16 protein-coding genes are annotated in these 19,299 nt (G+C 64.5%); 9 read left to right on the forward strand and 7 right to left on the reverse strand.

Features of this window, described 5'->3' with window-relative positions; translation table 11 throughout:
• Nucleotides 1-62: 62 nt before the first annotated feature.
• Entirely contained in the window at nt 63-1,157 is a 1,095-nt protein-coding gene (locus HDG37_RS15925; protein WP_184049242.1) for a BMP family ABC transporter substrate-binding protein, read from the forward strand.
• A 109-nt stretch (nt 1,158-1,266) separates the two neighbouring features.
• On the opposite strand, the gene HDG37_RS15930 is transcribed toward HDG37_RS15925, so the two are convergent.
• Nucleotides 1,267-1,476 (reverse strand): dodecin, encoded by a 210-nt coding sequence (locus HDG37_RS15930; RefSeq protein ID WP_184049245.1) that lies wholly within the window; start codon nt 1,474-1,476, stop codon nt 1,267-1,269.
• Between the two features lie 267 nt (nt 1,477-1,743).
• Between HDG37_RS15930 and HDG37_RS15935 the strand changes: the two genes are divergently transcribed.
• Complete coding sequence (locus tag HDG37_RS15935; RefSeq protein WP_184049248.1) at nt 1,744-2,271, forward strand: NAD(P)-binding domain-containing protein; 528 nt, start codon at nt 1,744-1,746, stop codon at nt 2,269-2,271.
• Between the two features lie 93 nt (nt 2,272-2,364).
• Complete coding sequence (locus HDG37_RS15940; RefSeq protein ID WP_090800503.1) at nt 2,365-3,957, forward strand: ABC-F family ATPase; 1,593 nt, start codon at nt 2,365-2,367, stop codon at nt 3,955-3,957.
• A 110-nt stretch (nt 3,958-4,067) separates the two neighbouring features.
• Here the strand turns inward: HDG37_RS15940 and HDG37_RS15945 are convergent, their stop codons facing one another.
• The gene (locus tag HDG37_RS15945) at nt 4,068-4,271 is read right to left on the reverse strand and encodes a DUF1289 domain-containing protein (protein WP_184049251.1); all 204 of its coding nucleotides are present in this window, start codon (nt 4,269-4,271) and stop codon (nt 4,068-4,070) included.
• A gap of 123 nt (nt 4,272-4,394) precedes the next feature.
• A complete protein-coding gene (locus HDG37_RS15950; RefSeq protein ID WP_184049254.1) occupies nt 4,395-5,696 on the reverse strand; it encodes an Nramp family divalent metal transporter in 1,302 nt (433 codons plus the stop codon).
• A gap of 534 nt (nt 5,697-6,230) precedes the next feature.
• On the opposite strand from HDG37_RS15950, the gene HDG37_RS15955 reads away from it, so the two are divergent.
• The 4 genes from HDG37_RS15955 (at nt 6,231) to HDG37_RS15970 (ending at nt 10,332) form a co-directional block, all read left to right on the forward strand.
• Nucleotides 6,231-7,331, forward strand: coding sequence for a polyamine ABC transporter substrate-binding protein (locus HDG37_RS15955; RefSeq protein WP_184049257.1), 1,101 nt, complete (start codon nt 6,231-6,233; stop codon nt 7,329-7,331).
• A 90-nt stretch (nt 7,332-7,421) separates the two neighbouring features.
• A complete protein-coding gene (locus HDG37_RS15960; protein WP_184049260.1) occupies nt 7,422-8,588 on the forward strand; it encodes an ABC transporter ATP-binding protein in 1,167 nt (388 codons plus the stop codon).
• Nucleotides 8,585-9,517, forward strand: a complete 933-nt coding sequence (locus tag HDG37_RS15965) for an ABC transporter permease subunit (protein WP_184049263.1) — start codon at nt 8,585-8,587, stop codon at nt 9,515-9,517. Before HDG37_RS15960 ends, HDG37_RS15965 begins: the two co-directional genes overlap by 4 nt.
• Complete coding sequence (locus tag HDG37_RS15970) at nt 9,514-10,332, forward strand: ABC transporter permease subunit (protein ID WP_090805341.1); 819 nt, start codon at nt 9,514-9,516, stop codon at nt 10,330-10,332. The genes HDG37_RS15965 and HDG37_RS15970 overlap by 4 nt, the downstream gene beginning before the upstream one ends.
• Nucleotides 10,333-10,579: 247 nt before the next feature.
• On the opposite strand, the gene HDG37_RS15975 is transcribed toward HDG37_RS15970, so the two are convergent.
• On the reverse strand, nt 10,580-12,070 hold the full coding sequence (locus HDG37_RS15975) for an NAD(P)/FAD-dependent oxidoreductase (protein WP_184049266.1): 1,491 nt from the start codon (nt 12,068-12,070) through the stop codon (nt 10,580-10,582).
• Between the two features lie 212 nt (nt 12,071-12,282).
• On the opposite strand from HDG37_RS15975, the gene HDG37_RS15980 reads away from it, so the two are divergent.
• The gene (locus HDG37_RS15980) at nt 12,283-12,951 is read left to right on the forward strand and encodes a TetR family transcriptional regulator (protein WP_184049269.1); all 669 of its coding nucleotides are present in this window, start codon (nt 12,283-12,285) and stop codon (nt 12,949-12,951) included.
• A gap of 93 nt (nt 12,952-13,044) precedes the next feature.
• On the opposite strand, the gene HDG37_RS15985 is transcribed toward HDG37_RS15980, so the two are convergent.
• From HDG37_RS15985 to HDG37_RS15995, 3 genes are all read right to left on the reverse strand, one after another.
• Entirely contained in the window at nt 13,045-14,229 is a 1,185-nt protein-coding gene (locus HDG37_RS15985) for a M48 family metallopeptidase (protein ID WP_184049271.1), read from the reverse strand.
• A gap of 161 nt (nt 14,230-14,390) precedes the next feature.
• Nucleotides 14,391-15,071: a PspA/IM30 family protein gene (locus tag HDG37_RS15990; protein ID WP_184049273.1), complete on the reverse strand. Its 681-nt coding sequence runs from the start codon at nt 15,069-15,071 to the stop codon at nt 14,391-14,393.
• A 478-nt stretch (nt 15,072-15,549) separates the two neighbouring features.
• Nucleotides 15,550-16,215 carry a hypothetical protein gene (locus HDG37_RS15995; protein ID WP_184049275.1) on the reverse strand — a complete coding sequence of 222 codons (666 nt, stop codon included), beginning with the start codon at nt 16,213-16,215 and terminating at the stop codon, nt 15,550-15,552.
• Nucleotides 16,216-16,772: 557 nt separating this feature from the next.
• Here HDG37_RS15995 and HDG37_RS16000 point away from each other — a divergent pair.
• Complete coding sequence (locus tag HDG37_RS16000; RefSeq protein ID WP_184049277.1) at nt 16,773-19,274, forward strand: penicillin-binding protein 1A; 2,502 nt, start codon at nt 16,773-16,775, stop codon at nt 19,272-19,274.
• The last annotated feature ends 25 nt before the right edge of the window (nt 19,275-19,299 follow it).

The raw sequence follows: 19,299 nt of genomic DNA on the forward strand, positions 1-19,299 counted from the left end.
GGCGACACAGGTTCTCTATCGATCCGCTCAAACTATTCGCTCATTACGACAGGGAAAAAAACATGAAGAGAAGAAATCTGCTGACCGCTTTCGCTTGGGGTGCGGCGTCGCTGGCGCTTGCGGCGCCGCTTGCGCAAACCGCGCAGGCCGCCGACGTGCCGGGCGTCGCGTTCGTCTATCTCGGCAATCCGGGCGATGCCGGCTGGACCTACGCGCACGACCAGGGCTCGCGGGAAGCCGAAGCGAAGTTCGGCAACAGGATCAAGATCACGCGCGTCGAGAACGTGCCCGAATCGGCCGACTCCGAGCGCGTGTTCCGCGATCTCGCGAACAAGGGCAACAAGATCATCTTCGGCACGAGCTTTGGCTACCAGGACTTCGAGCTGAAGGTCGCCAAGGACTTCCCGGACACCATCTTCCTGCACGCGACCGGCTACAAGAAGGCGCCGAACTTCGGCACCTACGACGTGCGCATGTACCAGGGCGCGTATCTGGCCGGCGTCGCCGCGGGCTACGTGACGAAGAGCAACACGCTCGGCTTCGTCGCGTCGGTGCCGATTCCGGAAGTGGTGCGCAACATCGACGCGTTCACGCTCGGCGCGCGCTCGGTGAATCCGAAGGTGCATACGAAGGTGATCTGGATCAACAGCTGGTTCGATCCGGGCAAGGAAAAGCAGGCCGCCGAAACGCTGATCGGCCAGGGCGCCGACGTGCTGCTGCAGAACACCGATTCGAGCGCGACGCTCGCGACCGCGTCGGAGAAGCACGTGCACGCGTTCGGCTGGGATTCGGACATGAAGAAGTTCGGTCCTGATGCGCATCTCGGCTCGGTCGTCGCGCACTGGGGCGTGTACTACAGCGCGGTGATCCAGCAGGTGCTCGACGGCAAGTGGAAGAACGATCCGGTGTGGTGGGGCATTCCGCAGAAGGCTGTCAACCTCGAGGACCTGAACACGTCGGCGATTCCGGCCGATGGGCAGAAGCAGGTTGCCGCGAAGCGCGACGAACTCGCGAGCGGCAAGCGCGACGTGTTCACGGGCCCGATCAAGGATCAGTCGGGCACGGTGAAGGTGCCTGAAGGCAAGACGCTGACCGATCCGGAACTGCAGCGCCTGAACTGGTACGTGGAGGGTGTCGACGGGTCGCTGCCGAAGTAAATCGGGCGGTCCGTTGTTGAAAAAAAGCTGCGTCCAGCCCCGCCTGGACGCAGCTTTTCTGTTTGCGGCTTGCGCGTCGCAACGGGCAAGCGTGTCGTGCGGTCGCCGCTCAGTCCTCGATGCGCAGGCCGACCTTCAACGTTACCTGCCAGTACGCGACCTTGCCGTTCTCGATCTGGCCGCGCGTTTCCGTGACCTCGAACCAGTGCAGATTGCGCAGCGTTTCCGACGCTTTGGCAATCGCGGTGGTGATCGCGTCGTCGATCGATTGCTTCGACGAACCGGTCAGTTCGATCTTCTTGTAAACGTGTTCTGACATGAGTTCCTCCTTGGTGTGCGCCGCTGGTCAGTAAAACGCTGCTCGGAAACGTGCATGGAAAAAAGTATAGGCAACGGTTCGCGCAGTCCGACGGACATATGCGTCCTCGCCAGCGCAATCGCCTGCGCGGCGGACCAGACGTCGCCGCTCGAACCATCGATACTGCACATCGCATGCCCGGTATCGCGCGACTTCAGCGCGGGGCGCGGTCGCGATCATCTGTACGCAACATAAGCCATTCAATCTGATAGCCGACGAGGTTCGAACGTGGAAACTGGTTTTTGCGGCCCCGGCCTGATGGGCGCGCCGATGATCCGGCACCTGCTGCGCGCGGGTCATAGCGTGCATGTGTGGAACCGCACGCGAGCCAAGGCCGAGGCCTTGCGGGCCGAGGGCGCGCACGTCGTCGATACGCCGCGTGAGCTGGCCGCGCGCTGCGACGCGGTGCTGCTGTGCGCAGCGGACGCGGCGGCGGTCGAGCAGATCGTGTTCGGCCCGGCGGGGCTGCTCGATGGCGGCCCTGCGGCGCCGCGCCGCATGCGCTGGATCGTCGATCATTCGAGCATTGCGCCGGCCGCGACGCGCGCGCTGGCGCGGCGGGTGGCGGATTTCGGCGAGGCGGGCGGGGGGCGGACGGCGCGGCGGGGGAGCGCCTACGAGACCGGCACGCCGATGCCGGTCGCGTCGACGGTCCAGCAATTGCTGCGACAGGGTGCCGCGATGGGGCTCGCCGACGCGGATTTTTCGGCCTTTATCGACATTCTGCAGACGCCGCGCGGCGGCTCGAACGGGTGACGCGGGCCGCGCCGGACCAACTGTCGGGTTGAAATCTCTAAACCTGCTAAAATATTGGGTTTTTCGCCGATATCACATTCAAAGGGACGCGCTGTGCTGTCTACTGCCAATATCACCATGCAATTCGGGCCGAAGCCCCTCTTCGAGAACATTTCGGTCAAATTTGGGGGAGGGAATCGCTATGGCCTGATCGGTGCGAACGGCTGCGGTAAATCCACCTTCATGAAGATTCTCGGTTCGGATCTCGAGCCCAGCTCGGGCAACGTGATGCTCGAGCCGAACGTGCGTCTGGGCAAGCTGCGCCAGGACCAGTTCGCGTACGAAGACGTGCGCGTGCTCGACGTCGTGATGATGGGCCACGCCGAAATGTGGGCGGCGATGACCGAGCGCGACGCGATCTACGCAAACCCCGACGCGACCGACGACGACTACATGCACGCGGCCGAGCTCGAAGCGAAGTTCGCCGAGTACGACGGCTACACGGCCGAAGCGCGCGCGGGCGAGCTGCTGCTCGGCATCGGCATTGCGATCGAAGACCACAACGGCCCGATGAGCAACGTGGCGCCCGGCTGGAAGCTGCGCGTGCTGCTCGCGCAGGCGCTGTTCTCGAAGCCGGACGTGCTGCTGCTGGATGAGCCGACCAACAACCTCGACATCAACTCGATCCGTTGGCTGGAAGATGTTCTCAACCAGTACAACTCGACGATGATCATCATCTCGCACGACCGGCACTTCCTGAACCAGGTCTGCACGCACATGGCCGACATGGACTACGGCACGCTGAAGGTCTATCCGGGCAACTACGACGACTACATGCTCGCCAGCACGCAGGCGCGCGAGCGTCAGCAGGCCGCCAACGCGAAGGCGAAGGAGCGCGTGGCCGATCTGCAGGACTTCGTGCGCCGCTTCTCGGCGAACAAGTCGAAGGCGCGCCAGGCCACCAGCCGTCTGAAGATGATCGACAAGATCAAGATCGAGGAATTCAAGCCGTCGTCGCGGCAGAACCCGTTCATCCGCTTCGAGTTCGAGAAGAAGCTGCACAACATCGCGGTGGTCGCCGACAGCATCTCCAAGAAATACGAGCGCTCGATCTTCAATAACTTCAGCATCAGCGTACAGCCGGGCGAGCGCATCGCCATCATCGGCGAGAACGGCGCGGGCAAGACCACGCTGCTGCGCTCGCTGCTCGGCAATCTGCAACTCGACCACGGCACGGTGAAGTGGGCGGAAAACGCCAACGTCGGCTACATGCCGCAAGACACGTACGAAGAGTTTCCGGGCGACGTCACGCTGATGGACTGGATCGACCAGTACCGCAAGGAAGGCGACGACGAGCAGATGGTGCGCGGCACGCTCGGCCGGCTGCTGTTCAACGCGGACGACATTCGCAAGTCGGTCAAGGTGCTGTCGGGCGGCGAGAAGGGCCGCATGATCTGGGGCAAGCTGATGCTGGGCCGCCACAACGTGCTGCTGATGGACGAGCCGACCAACCACATGGATATGGAGTCGATCGAGTCGCTGCAGATCGCGCTCGACAAGTTCGACGGTACGCTGATTTTCGTGTCGCACGACCGCGAGTTCGTGAGCGGTCTCGCGAACCGGATCATCGAAGTGAAGACCAATGGCACGCTGAACGACTTCGGTGGCAACTATGAGGACTTCCTGACGAGTCAGGGCGTGCAATAAGCGCTTCGGTTCACGCTGATCGAATCGCGTCACAGCAAAAAAAAGCCCGCTTCGTCGAAGCGGGCTTTTTTTATGGTCGCGTCAACGTGCGATGCGCGCAACGAACACCCTCACACCCTGTCGTTCTGAAACCGCATCGCCGTGCCTTCCCGTTCGATCCGGGCCCAGATCGCGAGCTTTTCCTCGTCGCTCAGAAACACCCAGTTCGACACCTCGCTGGCGGTGCGGCCGCAGCCTTTACAGACCTCGTCGAAGAGCGTGGAGCAGACGCCGATGCACGGGCTGTCGGGAAGATCGTGGAGATTCGAAGTCATCGGAAACCTTGAGGCGGGGAGGCGAAGTCCCGCTATGTTAACCGATGCGCGCCGTGCGCCTTGCATGCGCCGCTCAGCGTCGTGCGAACTTCATGTCAATTGCGCTGACCTTTGCGTCTGCGATCATGCCGAAGTCGCCAGTTGCCACATCAGCGCGCCATTGAGCGCAATGATGAACGCCGCCGACAGCCATGACAGCGCGAGCGGCACGCCGTGCACGCGCCAGCCGCGCATCAGCGCCGCGTCGGACGCGCAGCGGATCAGCGGCACGACCGCGAGCGGCAATTGCAAGCTCAGCACGACCTGGCTCGCGACCAGCAACTGATTCGAGCCATGCTGGCCGAACATGCCCACCGCGAGCAGGGCCGGCCCGATCGCGAGCGCACGCGTGAGCAGCGCGCGTTTCCAGCGCGGTAACCGCAGCCGCAGGAAGCCCTCCATCACCGTCTGACCGGCCAGCGTGCCGGTGACGGTCGCGCTGAGTCCGCACGCGAGCAGCGCCGTCGCGAACAGGATGCCGGCCCAGCGGCTGCCGACGAGCGGCGCGATCAGCCGGTGCGCATCGGCCAGATCGGTCACGTCGCGATGACCGCTGGCATAGAACACGGCCGCCGCGACGATCAGCAGCGCCGCGTTGATCACGAACGCGAACGCAAGCGAGCCGAAAGTATCGAGATTGACGACGTGCAGCGCGGCCTTGATCTGCGCGTCGCTGCTGTCGGGCGCGTGATGCTTGACGAGTGCCGAATGCAGATACAGGTTGTGCGGCATGACCGTCGCGCCGACGATGCCCGCCGCGAGCCACAGCATGCCCGCGCTTCTGATCAGCTCCAGGCTCGGCGCGGTGCCGGCGAGCGCCGCGTGCCAGTCGGGCCGCGCGAGCGCGAGCTGCACGACGAAGCACAGGCCGACGAAGCCGATCAGCGCGGCGATCACCGCTTCCAGCCTGCGGCCGCCTTTCTGCTGGAGCGCGAGCAGCGCGAAGGTGCAGACCGCCGACATCAGCACGCCGACCGTCAGCGACACGCCGAGCAGCAGTTGCAGCGCGACCGCGCTGCCGACCACCTCGGCGACATCGCAGGCGATGATCGCGACCTCGCTCGTCAGCCACAGGAACAGCGTCGCGCGCCGGCCATTGCGCTCGCGGCACAATTGCGCGAGGTCGCGCCCGGTCACGACGCCGAGGCGCGACGACAGCCACTGCATCAGCATCCCCATCAGGCTCGACAGCAGCACGATGCCGAGCAGGCGGTAGCCGTAGCCCGCGCCGGCGCCGAGCGCGGTCGCCCAGTTGCCGGGATCGATATAGCCGACCGCGATCAGCGCGCCGGCGCCGAGGAACGAGAACCAGTGCGCGGGACGCGTCGGCTCGCCCGGCAGGCGCCGGCGCCGGTCGGGACGCATCGCGAAAGGATTGGTGTTCATCGTGCCAGAGCTTGTGGGAAACGCATCCTGTTGCAAGTCACATGCCCATCGCACGCGCGCAGCGGCTGGCCGGCCGTCGCGCGACGACGTCGCGCAATACGCATCAAAAGATCATGATAGGAGCATTCGAGCCGTCGTGGCGGCGCCGCGGCGCATGAAAGGCGCGCCGGACGCCGACGCGGCTTTGCACCGGCAAGCACCGTCCGGCACTCGCGCGCGCCAGAGCGGCGCACCGCCCAGGTGCGAGCCAACGCCGAACTGACAACCAGATAACAGCGACGCGATGAAACCCTCGCAACCTGTGCCCAGCGCGGATAAAGCGCGGCCGACGACGGCGTATTTTTCGGTAGACACGGGCCGATAACCCGCTAAAATTGCGCCCATTTTGCAAGGGTGCGGCCAGAGCCTGTACCGTTTGCGCGACAGCTCCGGGTTTTTTTTTGTGCGGGCAATAATTGGTGGTAGTTTTCGGGGTTTTCAGGGGACCGTGCGGGCGACGGCGCGGCTTGAGTGACGAGAGGATCGGAGAACGGGATGAACAAGCGGATAGTGGGGCATATGGCGGCGCTGATCTTGTGCGCGGCGCCGTGGTTGACGGCCGCTGCGAAGGATACGCAGCTCAATGTGTATAACTGGTCCGACTACATCGCAAAGGACACGATACCGAACTTCACCAAACAGACCGGCGTCCAGGTCAAGTACGACAACTACGACAGCGACGACACGCTGCAGGCGAAGCTGCTCACCGGCAACTCGGGCTACGACATCGTCGTGCCGACCAGCAACTACGCGGGCAAGCAGATCGCCGCGGGCATCTTCGAGCCGCTCGACAAATCGAAGCTGCCGAACCTGAAGTACCTCGACCCGTCGCTGATGGCGCTCGTCGCCGGCGCCGATCCGGGCAACAAGTACGTGGTGCCCTGGGCGTACGGCACGACCGGCCTCGGCTACAACGTGACGAAGGTCCAGCAGATCCTCGGCAAGGACGCGCCGCTCGATAGCTGGGACATCCTGTTCAAGCCGGAATACATCTCGAAGCTCAAGGCCTGCGGCGTGTCGGTGCTCGACGCGCCGGACCAGATGTTCGCAGCCGCGCTGCACTACATGGGCAAGGACCCGATGAGCACGAACCCGGCCGACTACCGCGCCGCGCTCGCGATGCTGAAAAAGATCCGCCCGTACATCACGCAGTTCAACTCGTCGGGCTACATCAACGACCTCGTCGGCGGCGACATCTGCTTCGCGTACGGCTGGTCGGGCGACGTCGTGATCGCCAAGCATCGCGCGATCGAGGCGAAGAAGCCGTACAAGATCGAGTACTTCGTGCCGAAGGGCGGCGCGCCGGTGTGGTTCGACGTGATGGCGATTCCGAAGGACGCGAAGCACAAGGAAGCCGCGCTCGAGTGGATCAACTACATCGAGACGCCGCAGGTGCACGCCGCGATCACCAACGCCGTGTACTACCCGAGCGTCAATATGGAAGCGCGCAAGTACGTGGACAAGGACGTCGCGAACGATCCGGCCGTGTACCCGTCGCCGGAAACCATCAAGACGCTGTTCCTGTTGAAGCCGCTGCCGCAGGAAATCCAGCGGCTGCAAACGCGGCTGTGGACCGAGTTCAAGTCCGGCCGCTGAGCGCGACAACAAACAGATAAGCAGCCTATGAAGCCCTCGGTGTTCACCGGGGGCTTTGTTCGTCAAACGCCGGAGTGAAGCAGCATTATGATGAGTAGTGACCAGCCGGGCGCGCTGTCCGGGACGGCCGTGCCGTCGACGGGCTCGAACGCCGTGACGGGAGACGCAGCGGAGCAGTTCATCCAGATCGTCGATGTCGTGAAGAAGTTCGGCGAAACTGTCGCGGTCAAAGGGGTCAATCTGACGGTGAAGAAGGGCGAGCTGTTCGCGCTGCTCGGCAGCTCGGGCTGTGGCAAGTCGACGTTGCTGCGCATGATGGCCGGGCTCGAAACCGTGACGTCGGGCAAGATCCTGATCGATGGCGAAGACCTCGCGCAACTGCCGCCGTATCGCCGGCCGGTCAACATGATGTTCCAGTCGTACGCGCTCTTTCCGCACATGACGGTCGAGGCGAACGTGGCGTTCGGCCTCAAGCAGGAAGGTGTGCCGAAGGCCGAGCTGAAAGACCGCCTGCACAACGCGCTCGACCTCGTGCAGATGGGCCGCTTCGCGAAGCGCAAGCCGCATCAGCTGTCGGGCGGCCAGCAGCAGCGCGTTGCGCTCGCGCGCTCGCTCGTCAAGCGGCCGAAGCTGCTGCTGCTCGACGAGCCGATGTCGGCGCTCGACAAGCAGATCCGCCAGCGCACGCAGATCGAGCTCGTCAATATTCTCGACCAGGTCGGCGTCACCTGCATGATGGTCACGCACGATCAGGAGGAAGCGATGACGATGGCCAACCGCCTCGCCGTGATGAGCGAAGGCCAGATCGTGCAACTCGGCACGCCGCATGAAGTCTACGAGTACCCGAACAGCCGTTTCTCGGCGGAATTCATCGGCTCGACCAATCTGTTCGAAGGCCGCACGGTCGAGGACGAGCCCGATCACGTGTTCATCGAAACGCCGGATCTGACGTGCCATTTGCACGTCAATCACGGCATCACCGGTCCGCTCGGCATGCCGGTGACGATCTCGGTGCGCCCCGAACGCGTCGCCCTCACGCGTAAGCCGCCGGAGGGCGCCTACAACTGGGGCAGGGGCGTCGTCACGAATATCGCGTACATGGGCGGCTATTCGCTGTATCACGTGAAGCTCGACGGCGGCAAGACCGTGATCGCGAACGTGACTAGCCTGGCGCTCACCGAAATCGATCCGCCATCCTGGGGCGACGAAGTCTACGTGCGCTGGAGCGCATCGGCCGGCGTGGTGCTGACGTCATGAAAGAGGCGCTTTCGTCGTTTTTCGCGTGGCCCGTGCGGCGTCTGAAGTTCAGGGGACGCACCGCGGTGGTGGCGGGGCCGTTCATCTGGCTGCTGCTGTTCTTCCTCGTGCCGTTCCTGCTGGTCGTGAAGATCAGCTTCGCCGATTCGCGGCTCGGCATTCCGCCGTACACGCAGCTCGTCACCTTCGCGGAAGGCGCGCTGCACATCACGCTCGATCTGTCGCACTACGCGTTTCTGTTGACCGACAGCCTGTACTTCGCGACCTATGTGAATTCGGTCGTGGTCGCGGCGATTTCGACCGTGCTGTGTCTGCTGATCGGCTATCCGATGGCGTACTACATCGCGCGCTCCAATCCGGCCACCCGCAATCTGCTGATGATGGCCGTGATGCTGCCATTCTGGACCTCGTTCCTGATCCGCGTGTACGCATGGATCGGCATTCTGAAGAACAACGGGCTGCTAAATAACTTCCTGATGTCGGTCGGCCTGATCCATTCGCCGATCGAGCTGTATCACACGAACACGGCGGTCTATATCGGCATGGTCTATTCGTACCTGCCGTTTCTCGTGATGCCGCTGTACGCGCATCTCGTGAAAATGGACCTGACCTTGCTCGAAGCCGCCTACGACCTCGGCGCGAAGCCGTGGAAGGCGTTCTGGCAGATCACGCTGCCGCTGTCGAAGAACGGCATCATCGCCGGCTGTCTGCTGGTTTTCATTCCTGCGGTCGGCGAGTACGTGATTCCTGAGCTGCTCGGCGGCGCGAACACGCTGATGATCGGCCGCGTGATGTGGAATGAGTTCTTCGACAACGCCGACTGGCCGATGGCGTCTGCCGTCACATGCGCGATGGTGTTGCTGCTGCTGGTGCCGATGGCGCTGTTCCAGCATGCCCAGGCGAAGGCATTGGAGGAGGGCCGCCAATGAAGCCGAATCGCATGCTGCAGCTGATCGCTCTGGGCATCGGCTTTCTGTTTCTGTATATCCCGATCGTCAGCCTCGTCGTGTATTCGTTCAACGAATCGCAACTGGTGACGGTGTGGACGCGCTTCTCGACGCGCTGGTACGCGGCGCTGTTGCAGGACGGCGAGCTGATCACGTCGGCGTGGCTGTCGCTGCGTATCGGCCTGCTCACGGCGTTCGCGTCGGTGATCATCGGCACGTGGGCCGGCTTCGTGCTCGCGCGCATGGGGCGCTTTCGCGGCTTCACGCTGTACACCGGCATGATCAACGCGCCGCTGGTGATCCCCGAAGTGATTCAGGGCATCTCGCTGTTGCTGCTGTTCATCGAAATGGCGCGCTGGATCGGCTGGCCGGCCGAACGCGGCATCTTCACGATCTGGATCGGTCACGTGATGCTGTGTATTTCGTACGTCGCGATCATCGTGCAATCGCGCGTGCGCGAGCTGCATCCGTCGCTCGAGGAAGCCGCGCTCGACCTCGGCGCGACACCGCTGCGCGTGTTCTTCTTCGTCACGCTGCCGCTGATCTCACAGGCGCTGGTGTCGGGCTGGCTGCTGTCGTTCACGCTGTCGATCGACGACCTCGTGCTGTCCGCGTTCCTGTCGGGTCCCGGCTCGACGACCTTGCCGCTCGTCGTGTTCTCGCGCGTGCGACTTGGTCTGAACCCGGAGATGAATGCGCTCGCGACGCTGTTCATCGCGGTCGTCACGGTCGGCGTCGTCGCGGCGAACTTCTTCATGCAGCGCGCGGAGCGCAGGCGGGCCGTGATGGCGGTTTGAGCTTGCGCGACGCGCGGGCATCGCCCGCGACGCGTGCTCGAACTGGAAATCGCGGCCCTCACTTCTTCTGACGATAGCGATGATCGAGTCCCTTCTGCGCGTGCTGGACTGGCAGCCGCTGTATCGGCTGTGGGAACTGATCGTGATCATCGTGAAGTTTCTGTGGGAGCTGTTGCAGTTGCTGAGCGGTGGCGGGTAACGAATGCGCCGGCCCATGCCCGCGGCGCCGGATTGCCATTGTGCGGACTCAACGCGCGAAGCGGTAATCCTGCGGCCGCACGCGGCGCGTACGCTTGCGAAAGCTGAACGTGAAGCCGGGCCAGATCGCGGTGACTTTGCCGCTCTGTGTTTGATACCAGCTGTGGCAGCCGCTCGTCCACACCGCGTGCCGCATCTCCTGTTGCAAACGCGCGTTGAAATCGCGCTGCACGTCGGCGCGCAAGGTCATCGTGCGCGCATTCTGTTTGCGCAGCACGCGCAGGCAATCGCCGATATACCGCAGTTGCGACTCGATCATGTAGATCATCGAGTTATGGCCGAGCCCCGTGTTCGGGCCGACGATCATGAAGAAGTTCGGGAAGTTCGCGATGCTCGTGCCGAGATAGGCCTCGGGGCCATCGCGCAGCCATAGCGTGCTGAGGTCGGTGCCGTCGAGGCCGGTCACTTCGAACGGCGCGGGCACGTCGTTGACCTGGAAGCCGGTGCCGCAGATGATCGCGTCCGCGTGGTGGTGCACGCCGTCGTCGGTCACGATGCCATCCGCGACGATCTCGCGGATACCGCTCGTCACGACGCCGACGTTCGGCTGACAGACGGCCGGGTAATAGTCGCTCGACAGCAGCACGCGCTTGCAGCCGAGCCGGTAGTTCGGCGTGAGCTTCGCGCGCAGCACCGGGTCCTTGACGCGTCGCTGCAAATAGCTGAGGCCGAACTTCATCGGCATCTTCATCAGCTTCGGATTGACGACGAACGCGATCCCACGCGACTCGAGCTGCCAATAGATCGCGCTGCGAACGAAGCGCTGCGTGAACGGCAGCGTACGGAACAGCCATTGCGCGCGAAGGCCGATCGGCTTGTCGCGCTTCGGCATCACCCACGGCGCGGTGCGCTGGAACAGAGCCAGATGCGCGACATGTGGCTGAATTTTCGGCACGAACTGGATCGCGCTCGCGCCGGTGCCGATGACCGCGACGCGTTTGCCGTCGAGCGGATAGGCGTGATCCCAGCGCGCCGAATGGAACAGCTTGCCCTCGAAACGTTCGATGCCGGCGATGCGCGGCAGCGCGGGACGCGACAGCGGACCGTTCGCGGCGATCAGCACGTCGGCCTCGACGATTTCGCGTGCGCCGTTCGTGTCGAGTTCGACGAGCCAGATCTGCCGCGCTTCGTCGAAGCGCGCGGCGCTCACTTTCGCATTGCAACGCACGTAGCGATCGACGCCGTACTTGCGCGCGCAGTGCTGCAGATACGCGAGAATTTCGGCCTGGCTGCTGAACGAGCGCGACCACGCCGGATTCGCCTCGAACGAGAACGAATAGAGATGCGAGGGGACATCGCAGGCCGCGCCGGGGTAGGTATTGTCACGCCAGGTGCCGCCGATGCCGCTCGCGGCCTCATAGACCGTAAACGACGTGATGCCCATTTGCTGCAGACGGATGGCCATGCCGATGCCGGCAAAGCCACTGCCGACGATCGCAATGCGCAGCGCGGTGGGTGAAGCGGAAGGGGCAGGCGTCACGGCGGTCTCCGGCACGGGGCGAAAGCGGCGGGTGAAACGATAGCGGCTACGGCGCGCTGGACTCGTGCGGCGCGACGGGCAGGGGCGAGATCGCGCGTCTACGGCTGTCTACACACGGCTTAACGCGCAGGGTAGACAACTGTACACATCGCGTCAAGATCGTTTAGAGTGCAGCTATTAAACGCGCATACCGCGCGACGATTGAACGCACGATGACGACCGTCCCCGAAGCAGCGTCCGTCGCCGGCCCGGAGTTGCCGCCCGGCAAGCGCAAGCTGATCGAGGCCGCGCTGCGGTTGACCGCCGGCGGCCGCAGTTTCGCGAGCCTCGGCTTGCGCGAACTCGCACGCGAGGCGGGGCTCAATCCGAACACGTTCTACCGCCATTTCAGCGCGCTCGACGAGCTTGCGCGCGAAGCCGTTGCCTCGGTGAGCCGACGGCTTCGGCCGATGCTGCGGCGCGAGCGCTGGCTCGCCGCGCACGACGAACCGCACAGCGTGCCGCGGCGCGCGTGCGTCGCGTTTTTCGCGTTCGCGCTCGCGAACCGCGAGGCGTTCCTGAGCGCGCTGGCCGAATACCACGGCACGTCGCCGGCTTTGCGCGAAGCGGTGCGCGCGAACCTGCACGAGGTGTCGGCGGAGATGGCGGACGACGTCGTGCAGCTCGAATTGATGCCGCGACTCGCGCGCGAGACCGTCGACGAAGTCTGCACGCAGATCGTGCTGCAACTGTTTCATCTATCCGCTGAATATATCGATGCGAACCCCGCGCGCCGCGACGCATTGATCGATTACGCGGAACGTTTCATCGTGCGGCTGTTTGCGGGGGCGGTCGTGCTCGCGCAGCACGAGGGTAGCCAGGCGGAGTCGGCGCGGGCCTGACTTGAACGAAGGCGGTACACAAAACCGGCAGGCAAAAAACAGGCTCCGCGAAGGAGCCTGTCTTTTCATTCGACGCGGATCGATCGGGTTCGATCAGGTATCGGTCCAACCGCCGGAATCGTCGTTGCTGCCCATGTCGATGCCGCCGCCGCTGCCGTCATCGTTCCAGTCGTTCGAACCCTGACCGAAGTCGAGGCCGCCGCCGTTTCCGCCGTCGTTGCCGCGCCGGCGCAGTTCGTCGGGGTCGACGATCACGTCGCGCTCGACTACGCGGTCACGCCCGTGACTGAGCGCCTCGCCAAGCAGCACGCCGGTCAGCAGACCGCCCATGCCGCCACCCATGCCACCGCCTTGCTGAACGATGACCTGCGGCTGCTGCTGATAGGGACCCTGTTGCGGATAAGGCGGTTGCGGGTTGCCGAAGCGCTCGGCCTCCTGAGCGTACGTCGATTGCTGAGCGCTGCCCACGGACGCGGCGGTCGGATCGGGCCGGCCGTCGGCGCGCGCGCGCAGGCTCGCGATGCGCTGCTCGAACTCGTCGAGTGCATAGGGCGGCAGCGGATTCTTGCCGTTCGACAGCGTTTCGACGGCGCCGCGCAACTGCTCTTCGGTCGCTTCGACGTCTTTCTCGAGCAACTCGTGACCCGGCACGGTGGATAGCTTCACGTCGAGCTTGATCGAACGCACCGTGTTGAGCATGTCGGTGGCGCGCTTCAATTGCGCGCGGCGGTCCTCGTCGGCGCGCGTGTCTTCCTGGCTGCGCGCGCGGCGCAAGGTCCAGCGCAGCACGAGCGCGATCACCGCGATCAGAACAATGATACCGATCCACATACCCACCCCCGGACCATGCCGTTGTTGCGCTTGCGACATCATCGCCGACTGTTGCTGCACAGCAGGCGCATTCTGCTGCGCGAACGGATTCGCGGCGTGACGGGTGACGTTGCCGCCCGCGCGTTCCGCGTCGCGGCGCAGGCGCGCTTCGGTTTGCGCGAAGCGGCTCGGGTCGGTGAAGCGGACCTGCGGATCGAGCGTCTTTGCCTGTTGGAGCTGCGCGAGCGCCTCGGCGGAACGGCCTTCGCGATCGAGCACCTGGGCGTACAGATAGTGCGCGTGCGCGTTGTTCGGATGCGCTTGCAACACTTCGGTGAGGCCGGCGTCGGCCTGCTGCCAGTTGCCCTGCGACATCGCCGATTCGATTTGCTGAGCGGTCGGCACCGCGAACGCCGCGGCCGACACGAGCAGCAGCGAAGCGAAGGCGGTTGCGAAAAGTTTTTTCATTTGCGGACCGGGCGGGGCGCGCCCGTCTCCATCAGTCGATTGCGGTGGCTGCCTGTGGCGGCCGGTATGCCGGTGCGTTCAGAAGCGAGCGCACCGGCATGTACTGCTACTGCTGTCATTGCTGCGTGTACTTGCTGCGAGGAAGTACACGCATCCGGCATTTACTGCGCCGGCGTATTGAGCTGCTTCTTCAGCGCTTCGAGCCGATCGTCGACGGACGGGCCGCGGTTCAGATCCGCGAGCTTGTCGTCGAGCGCCTTGCCGCTTTTCTCGTCGGCGGAGTTCAGACGTGCGTCGGAACGCGCGTTCGACAGCGCGACTTTATCTTCGAGCTTCTGGAAATCCTCGGACAGGTTCTTGCCGCCGATGCCGCCGAGTGCGGTGGCCGCGGTATCTTTCGCCTGCGCGATCTGCTGCTTGGCTTGCAGGATGTTCGAGCGCGCGTTCAGGTCGTTGCGGCGCGTGCGCATGTCCTCGATCTGGCTCGTCAGTTGCGCGACCGACGGCTCCAGCGAAGTCAGTTCTTTGGTCAGCGCATCGCGTTCGGCTTCGGCCGTGGCCTGCGCGCCGAGCGCTTCACGCGCGAGCGCTTCGTCGCCGGACTGCAGCGCACGGCGAGCACCGTCTTCATACTTCTTCGCCTTGTCCGCGGCAACATCGCGCTTGCTTTGCTGGGTGGCGACCTGCGCCTGAATCTCGATCAGCGAGTTCTCGGCCTTGCCGATGCTGTCGTCGAGTTCGCGCACGATCTGGCGCGAGTCGCGCGACGGATCCTGCACCGAGTCGGCCGCATCGTTCAAAAGACCTTTGAGCGTGCGCGAAATGCTGTCAAAAAGCGACATGAAAACCTCCAGAGAATGTGAGCGGCGCCGACGATGCGTGCGCGCCTGACTGCCTTGAACTACTGCTACTTTACGCCGCCGTGCGCCATGCTGCGCAACGTTCGGACCGGAGTTCGGGGCGCACTTGCCAATTGCAATAGCGCGGTCCGTTTTTGTTGAGCGCAACGCTGGTTGAGGATTGCCGCGATGATGGAAAGCCGCGATGGGCATGGACTTGACGGCGGATCATTTACTTGACGGCGGATATTACACCACCGGCTGTCTTAAAGATGGCTTAATCGATGCGGCTTCCCGAAGGCTCGAACGATGCGCGAAAAGCCGCTGTTTGCGGGTGTGGGCGGGCGTTACCGAGCGGAGTTTCACGCAGGTGTCACTGATGTAACGATATGCAACGGGGACTCGTTGCGTACGCTCGCCTGCATCGCTCGGATGCAGTGATTGCGGCTCGGTGCGCAGTAATTTTCCGTCACGCTTTGCGTCACGCGAAACGGCCGCTGTCGGCGCTCGGGTCGCTGTGCGGTTCGTCGTCGTCGGAGTCCTGGTCGTTGGGGCGGCGCTTGAGTGAGTTGCGCAGACGCGCCGACGTGCCGGGCAGCCGTTTCGATGCGGCGTTGTCGATTGCGTCCGCTTCGGCGTTTTCCGCGTTTTCGGCGGCTCGTGCTGCCGTCAGACGCGCGACGGCTTCGGCGGTGGCCGCGGCCTGTTCGTCCTGCTCGGCGGCGAGCGCGGCGGCGACGCCCGCGGGAAGCAGCGGGGCGGGGGCATCCACAGCGTCGGTCACGGGAGCGGGGCGACCGGCTTGCTGCATCGAGGGCGAAGCCACGGCATCGGCCGCGCCGGCAGGCGCCGGAGCCGCCGCGTCTTTCTCATCCGCTTGCAGCGCTACCGGCAGCGCGGCACGCGCATAGCGCGTACCGCGCGCGACGCGCTGCAGCGCCGCGTTCAGCGGATCGGGCGCGCGCGGCGCGCGCAGCCGGTCGACGATGCTCGCGGCCTTGACCTGTTCGCTGGTCGCGCCGAAGCTCAGCACCGCGCGCCGCATCAGTTCACTCACGCTGATGCCCAGATCCTCGGCAGTCGCGGTGATCGCACGTTTCTGCGCGGTCGTGACGAATACGACGATGCGCTCACTGGGCTTGGACATGATCGACTCGCAGTCTTGTTAGCATGGGCGGATCAGCGCGTGCCTTCGGATACGGTGTCGGAACCCGTCATCGGAACTGCCGTTGGATCCCGCCGTTGGGGTCCCCGTCGCGCGCATCGAGGGACGCGCGCGGGGTTCATCATATGACGAGTTGCGCCGCCACGGAACAAGCGCGGTGCGAAAATCCCGTGACATCAATGAGTTGTAGTGTTTGCGGCCGGTTTGTCCACAGCCCTTTCAACAGAAAATGTTGATAACCCCGCATAAGCTGCGCGTCGCGCGCACGCTGCAATGCGCGCTGCGCGAAATTACAGACCCTTGCCAGGAAAAGGCGGCCGGCAAAGGGAATTCTTACAAAAAAACTGCCTTGGACCGCTGCCGATTTCTTTAAAATGCGCTGTTACGTTGCGCCGGACATGGCCCGAGGCGTGCCGTGCGGCCGGCCGGGGGCAAGGTCCGCAGGGCGGCGTACGTCCCGGCCAGGACGTCGAACACGACCCATGCGCGCCGCGAGCGCGTGCAGACAGGCGCGCAGTTGCGGGCTCATTATTCCAGTCATGCCAATCATCAAACGACCGCATTCCTCGAACTCTCCGGCTGGTGAAGACCGGGACTCCCACCAACGCACCCCTGGACGCAATGCCGCCTCGCGCGAGCCCGAGCGCGGCCGTCGTTCGATCGGAGCGTCGCTCGTGCTGTGGTTCTTCGGCCTGATCGCGACCGTCGCCGTGGTCGGAGCGCTGATCGTCGGCTATGCGCTCGTCGTGATGGGGCCGCAATTGCCGTCGCTCGACGCGCTGACCGACTATCGCCCGAAAGTGCCGCTGCGCGTCTACACCGCCGATCACGTGCTGATCGGCGAATTCGGCGAGGAGCGGCGCAGCCTCGTGCGCTTCCAGGACATCCCCGACCAGATGAAAAAAGCGGTGCTCGCGATCGAGGACTACCGCTTTTACGAACACGGCGGCGTCGACTTCGTCGGCATCCTGCGCGCCGGTTTCGCCGACCTTGCGCATGGCGGCGCGTCGCAGGGCGCGAGCACGATCACGATGCAGGTCGCGCGCAACTTCTTCCTCTCCAGCGAGAAGACGTACACGCGCAAGATCTACGAGATGCTGCTCGCGTACAAGATCGAGCGCGCGCTGACGAAAGACCAGATCCTCGAGCTGTACATGAACCAGATCTATCTGGGCGAGCGCGCGTACGGCTTCGCCGCGGCCGCGCGCGTGTACTTCGGCAAGGACCTGAAGGACCTCACGCTGGCCCAGGCCGCAATGCTCGCGGGCCTGCCGAAGGCGCCGTCCGCGTATAACCCGGTCGTCAATCCGAAGCGCGCGAAGATCCGTCAGGAGTACATCCTGCGACGCATGCTCGAGCTGAACTACATCACGCAGCAGCAGTACGACCAGGCCGTGAAGGAAGACATTCACACGAAGAATCCGGGCAACGAGTACAGCGTGCACGCCGAGTACGTCGCCGAAATGGTGCGGCAGATGATGTACGCGCAGTACAAGGACGAAACCTATACGCGCGGCCTGAACGTGACCACCACGATCGATTCCGCCGATCAGGACGCTGCGTATCGCGCGGTGCGCAAGGGCGTGATGGACTACGAGCGGCGCCACGGCTATCGCGGACCGGAAGGCTTCGTGCAGTTGCCCGAGGCGGGCGACGACCGCGACCAGACGATCGACGACGCGCTGACCGATCACCCGGACAACGGCGAGATCATCGCCGGCGTGGTGACGGACGCGAGCGCGAAGCAGGTGGCCGCGCAACTGGTCGACGGCACCCGGGTGACGGTGTCGGGCGACGGCCTGCGCTTCGTCGCCGCGGCGCTGAGCCCGCGCGCGAACGCGACGCTGCGCATCAAGCCGGGTTCGATCGTGCGCCTCGTCGCCGACGACAAGGGCAACTGGCAGATCACGCAGTTGCCGCAGGTCGAGGGCGCGCTCGTGTCGCTGACGCCGCAGGACGGCGCGATCCGCGCGCTGATCGGCGGTTTCGACTTCAACAAGAACAAGTTCAACCACGTAACGCAAGCGTGGCGGCAGCCGGGTTCGAGCTTCAAGCCGTTCATCTATTCGGCGGCGCTCGACAAGGGGCTCGCACCGGCGACGATCATCAACGACGCGCCGCTGTACTTCCCGCCGAGCACGCCGGGCGGCGACGCGTGGGAGCCGAAGGACGACGACCAGCCTGACGGTCCGATGTCGATGCGCCTCGCGCTGCAGAAGTCGAAGAACCTCGTGTCGATCCGCATCCTGTCGTTCATCGGCACCAGGTACGCGCAGGACTTCGTCACGCAGCGCTTCGGCTTCGACGCCGACAAGACCCCGCCGTATCTGCCGATGGCGCTGGGCGCGGGCCTCGTCACGCCGCTGCAGTCGGCGGGCGCGTACTCGGTGTTCGCGAACGGCGGCTATCGGATCAATCCGTATCTGATCAACGAAGTGACCGACGCGCGTGGCGTGGCGATCTCGCGCGCGCAGCCGCTCGTCGCTGGGCACGACGCGCCGCGCACGCTCGAGCCGCGTAACGCATACATCATGAACAGCCTGTTGCACTCGGTCGCGACCGCGGGTACGGGCGCGGGCACCAACGTGCTGAAGCGCTCGGACCTGCAGGGCAAGACCGGTACGACCAACGACGCGAAGGACGGCTGGTTCGCCGGCTATCAGCAGTCGCTGGTGGCGGTCGCGTGGATGGGCTACGACCAGCCGAAGAGTCTCGGCAGCCGCGAATTCGGCGCGCAGCTCGCGCTGCCGATCTGGGTCGAGTACATGCAGCGCGCGCTGCGCGGTGTGCCACAGGCCGAGCCGCAGCAACCCGACGGTGTGACGGTGATGAACGGCGAGCTGTTCTTTACCGACAAGTTGCCGGGGCAAGGCTTCGTCGCGAGCATCGGTCTCGATTCGGGCAATCCGATGGCCGGCGCGACCGATGCGATGGGCGGGGTCGGCCCGGCGGGCATGACGCCGCCGGTGGTGCCGCCGCCGAGCGTGTCGACGACCGAGAAGAAGCAGATTATGGATCTGTTCGAGTCGAACAAGCCTTGATGTCTCGGATGGCGGGTGCGCGGGG

This window comes from Paraburkholderia sp. MM5384-R2, assembly GCF_014201025.1.
Classification (GTDB): domain Bacteria; phylum Pseudomonadota; class Gammaproteobacteria; order Burkholderiales; family Burkholderiaceae; genus Paraburkholderia; species Paraburkholderia tuberum.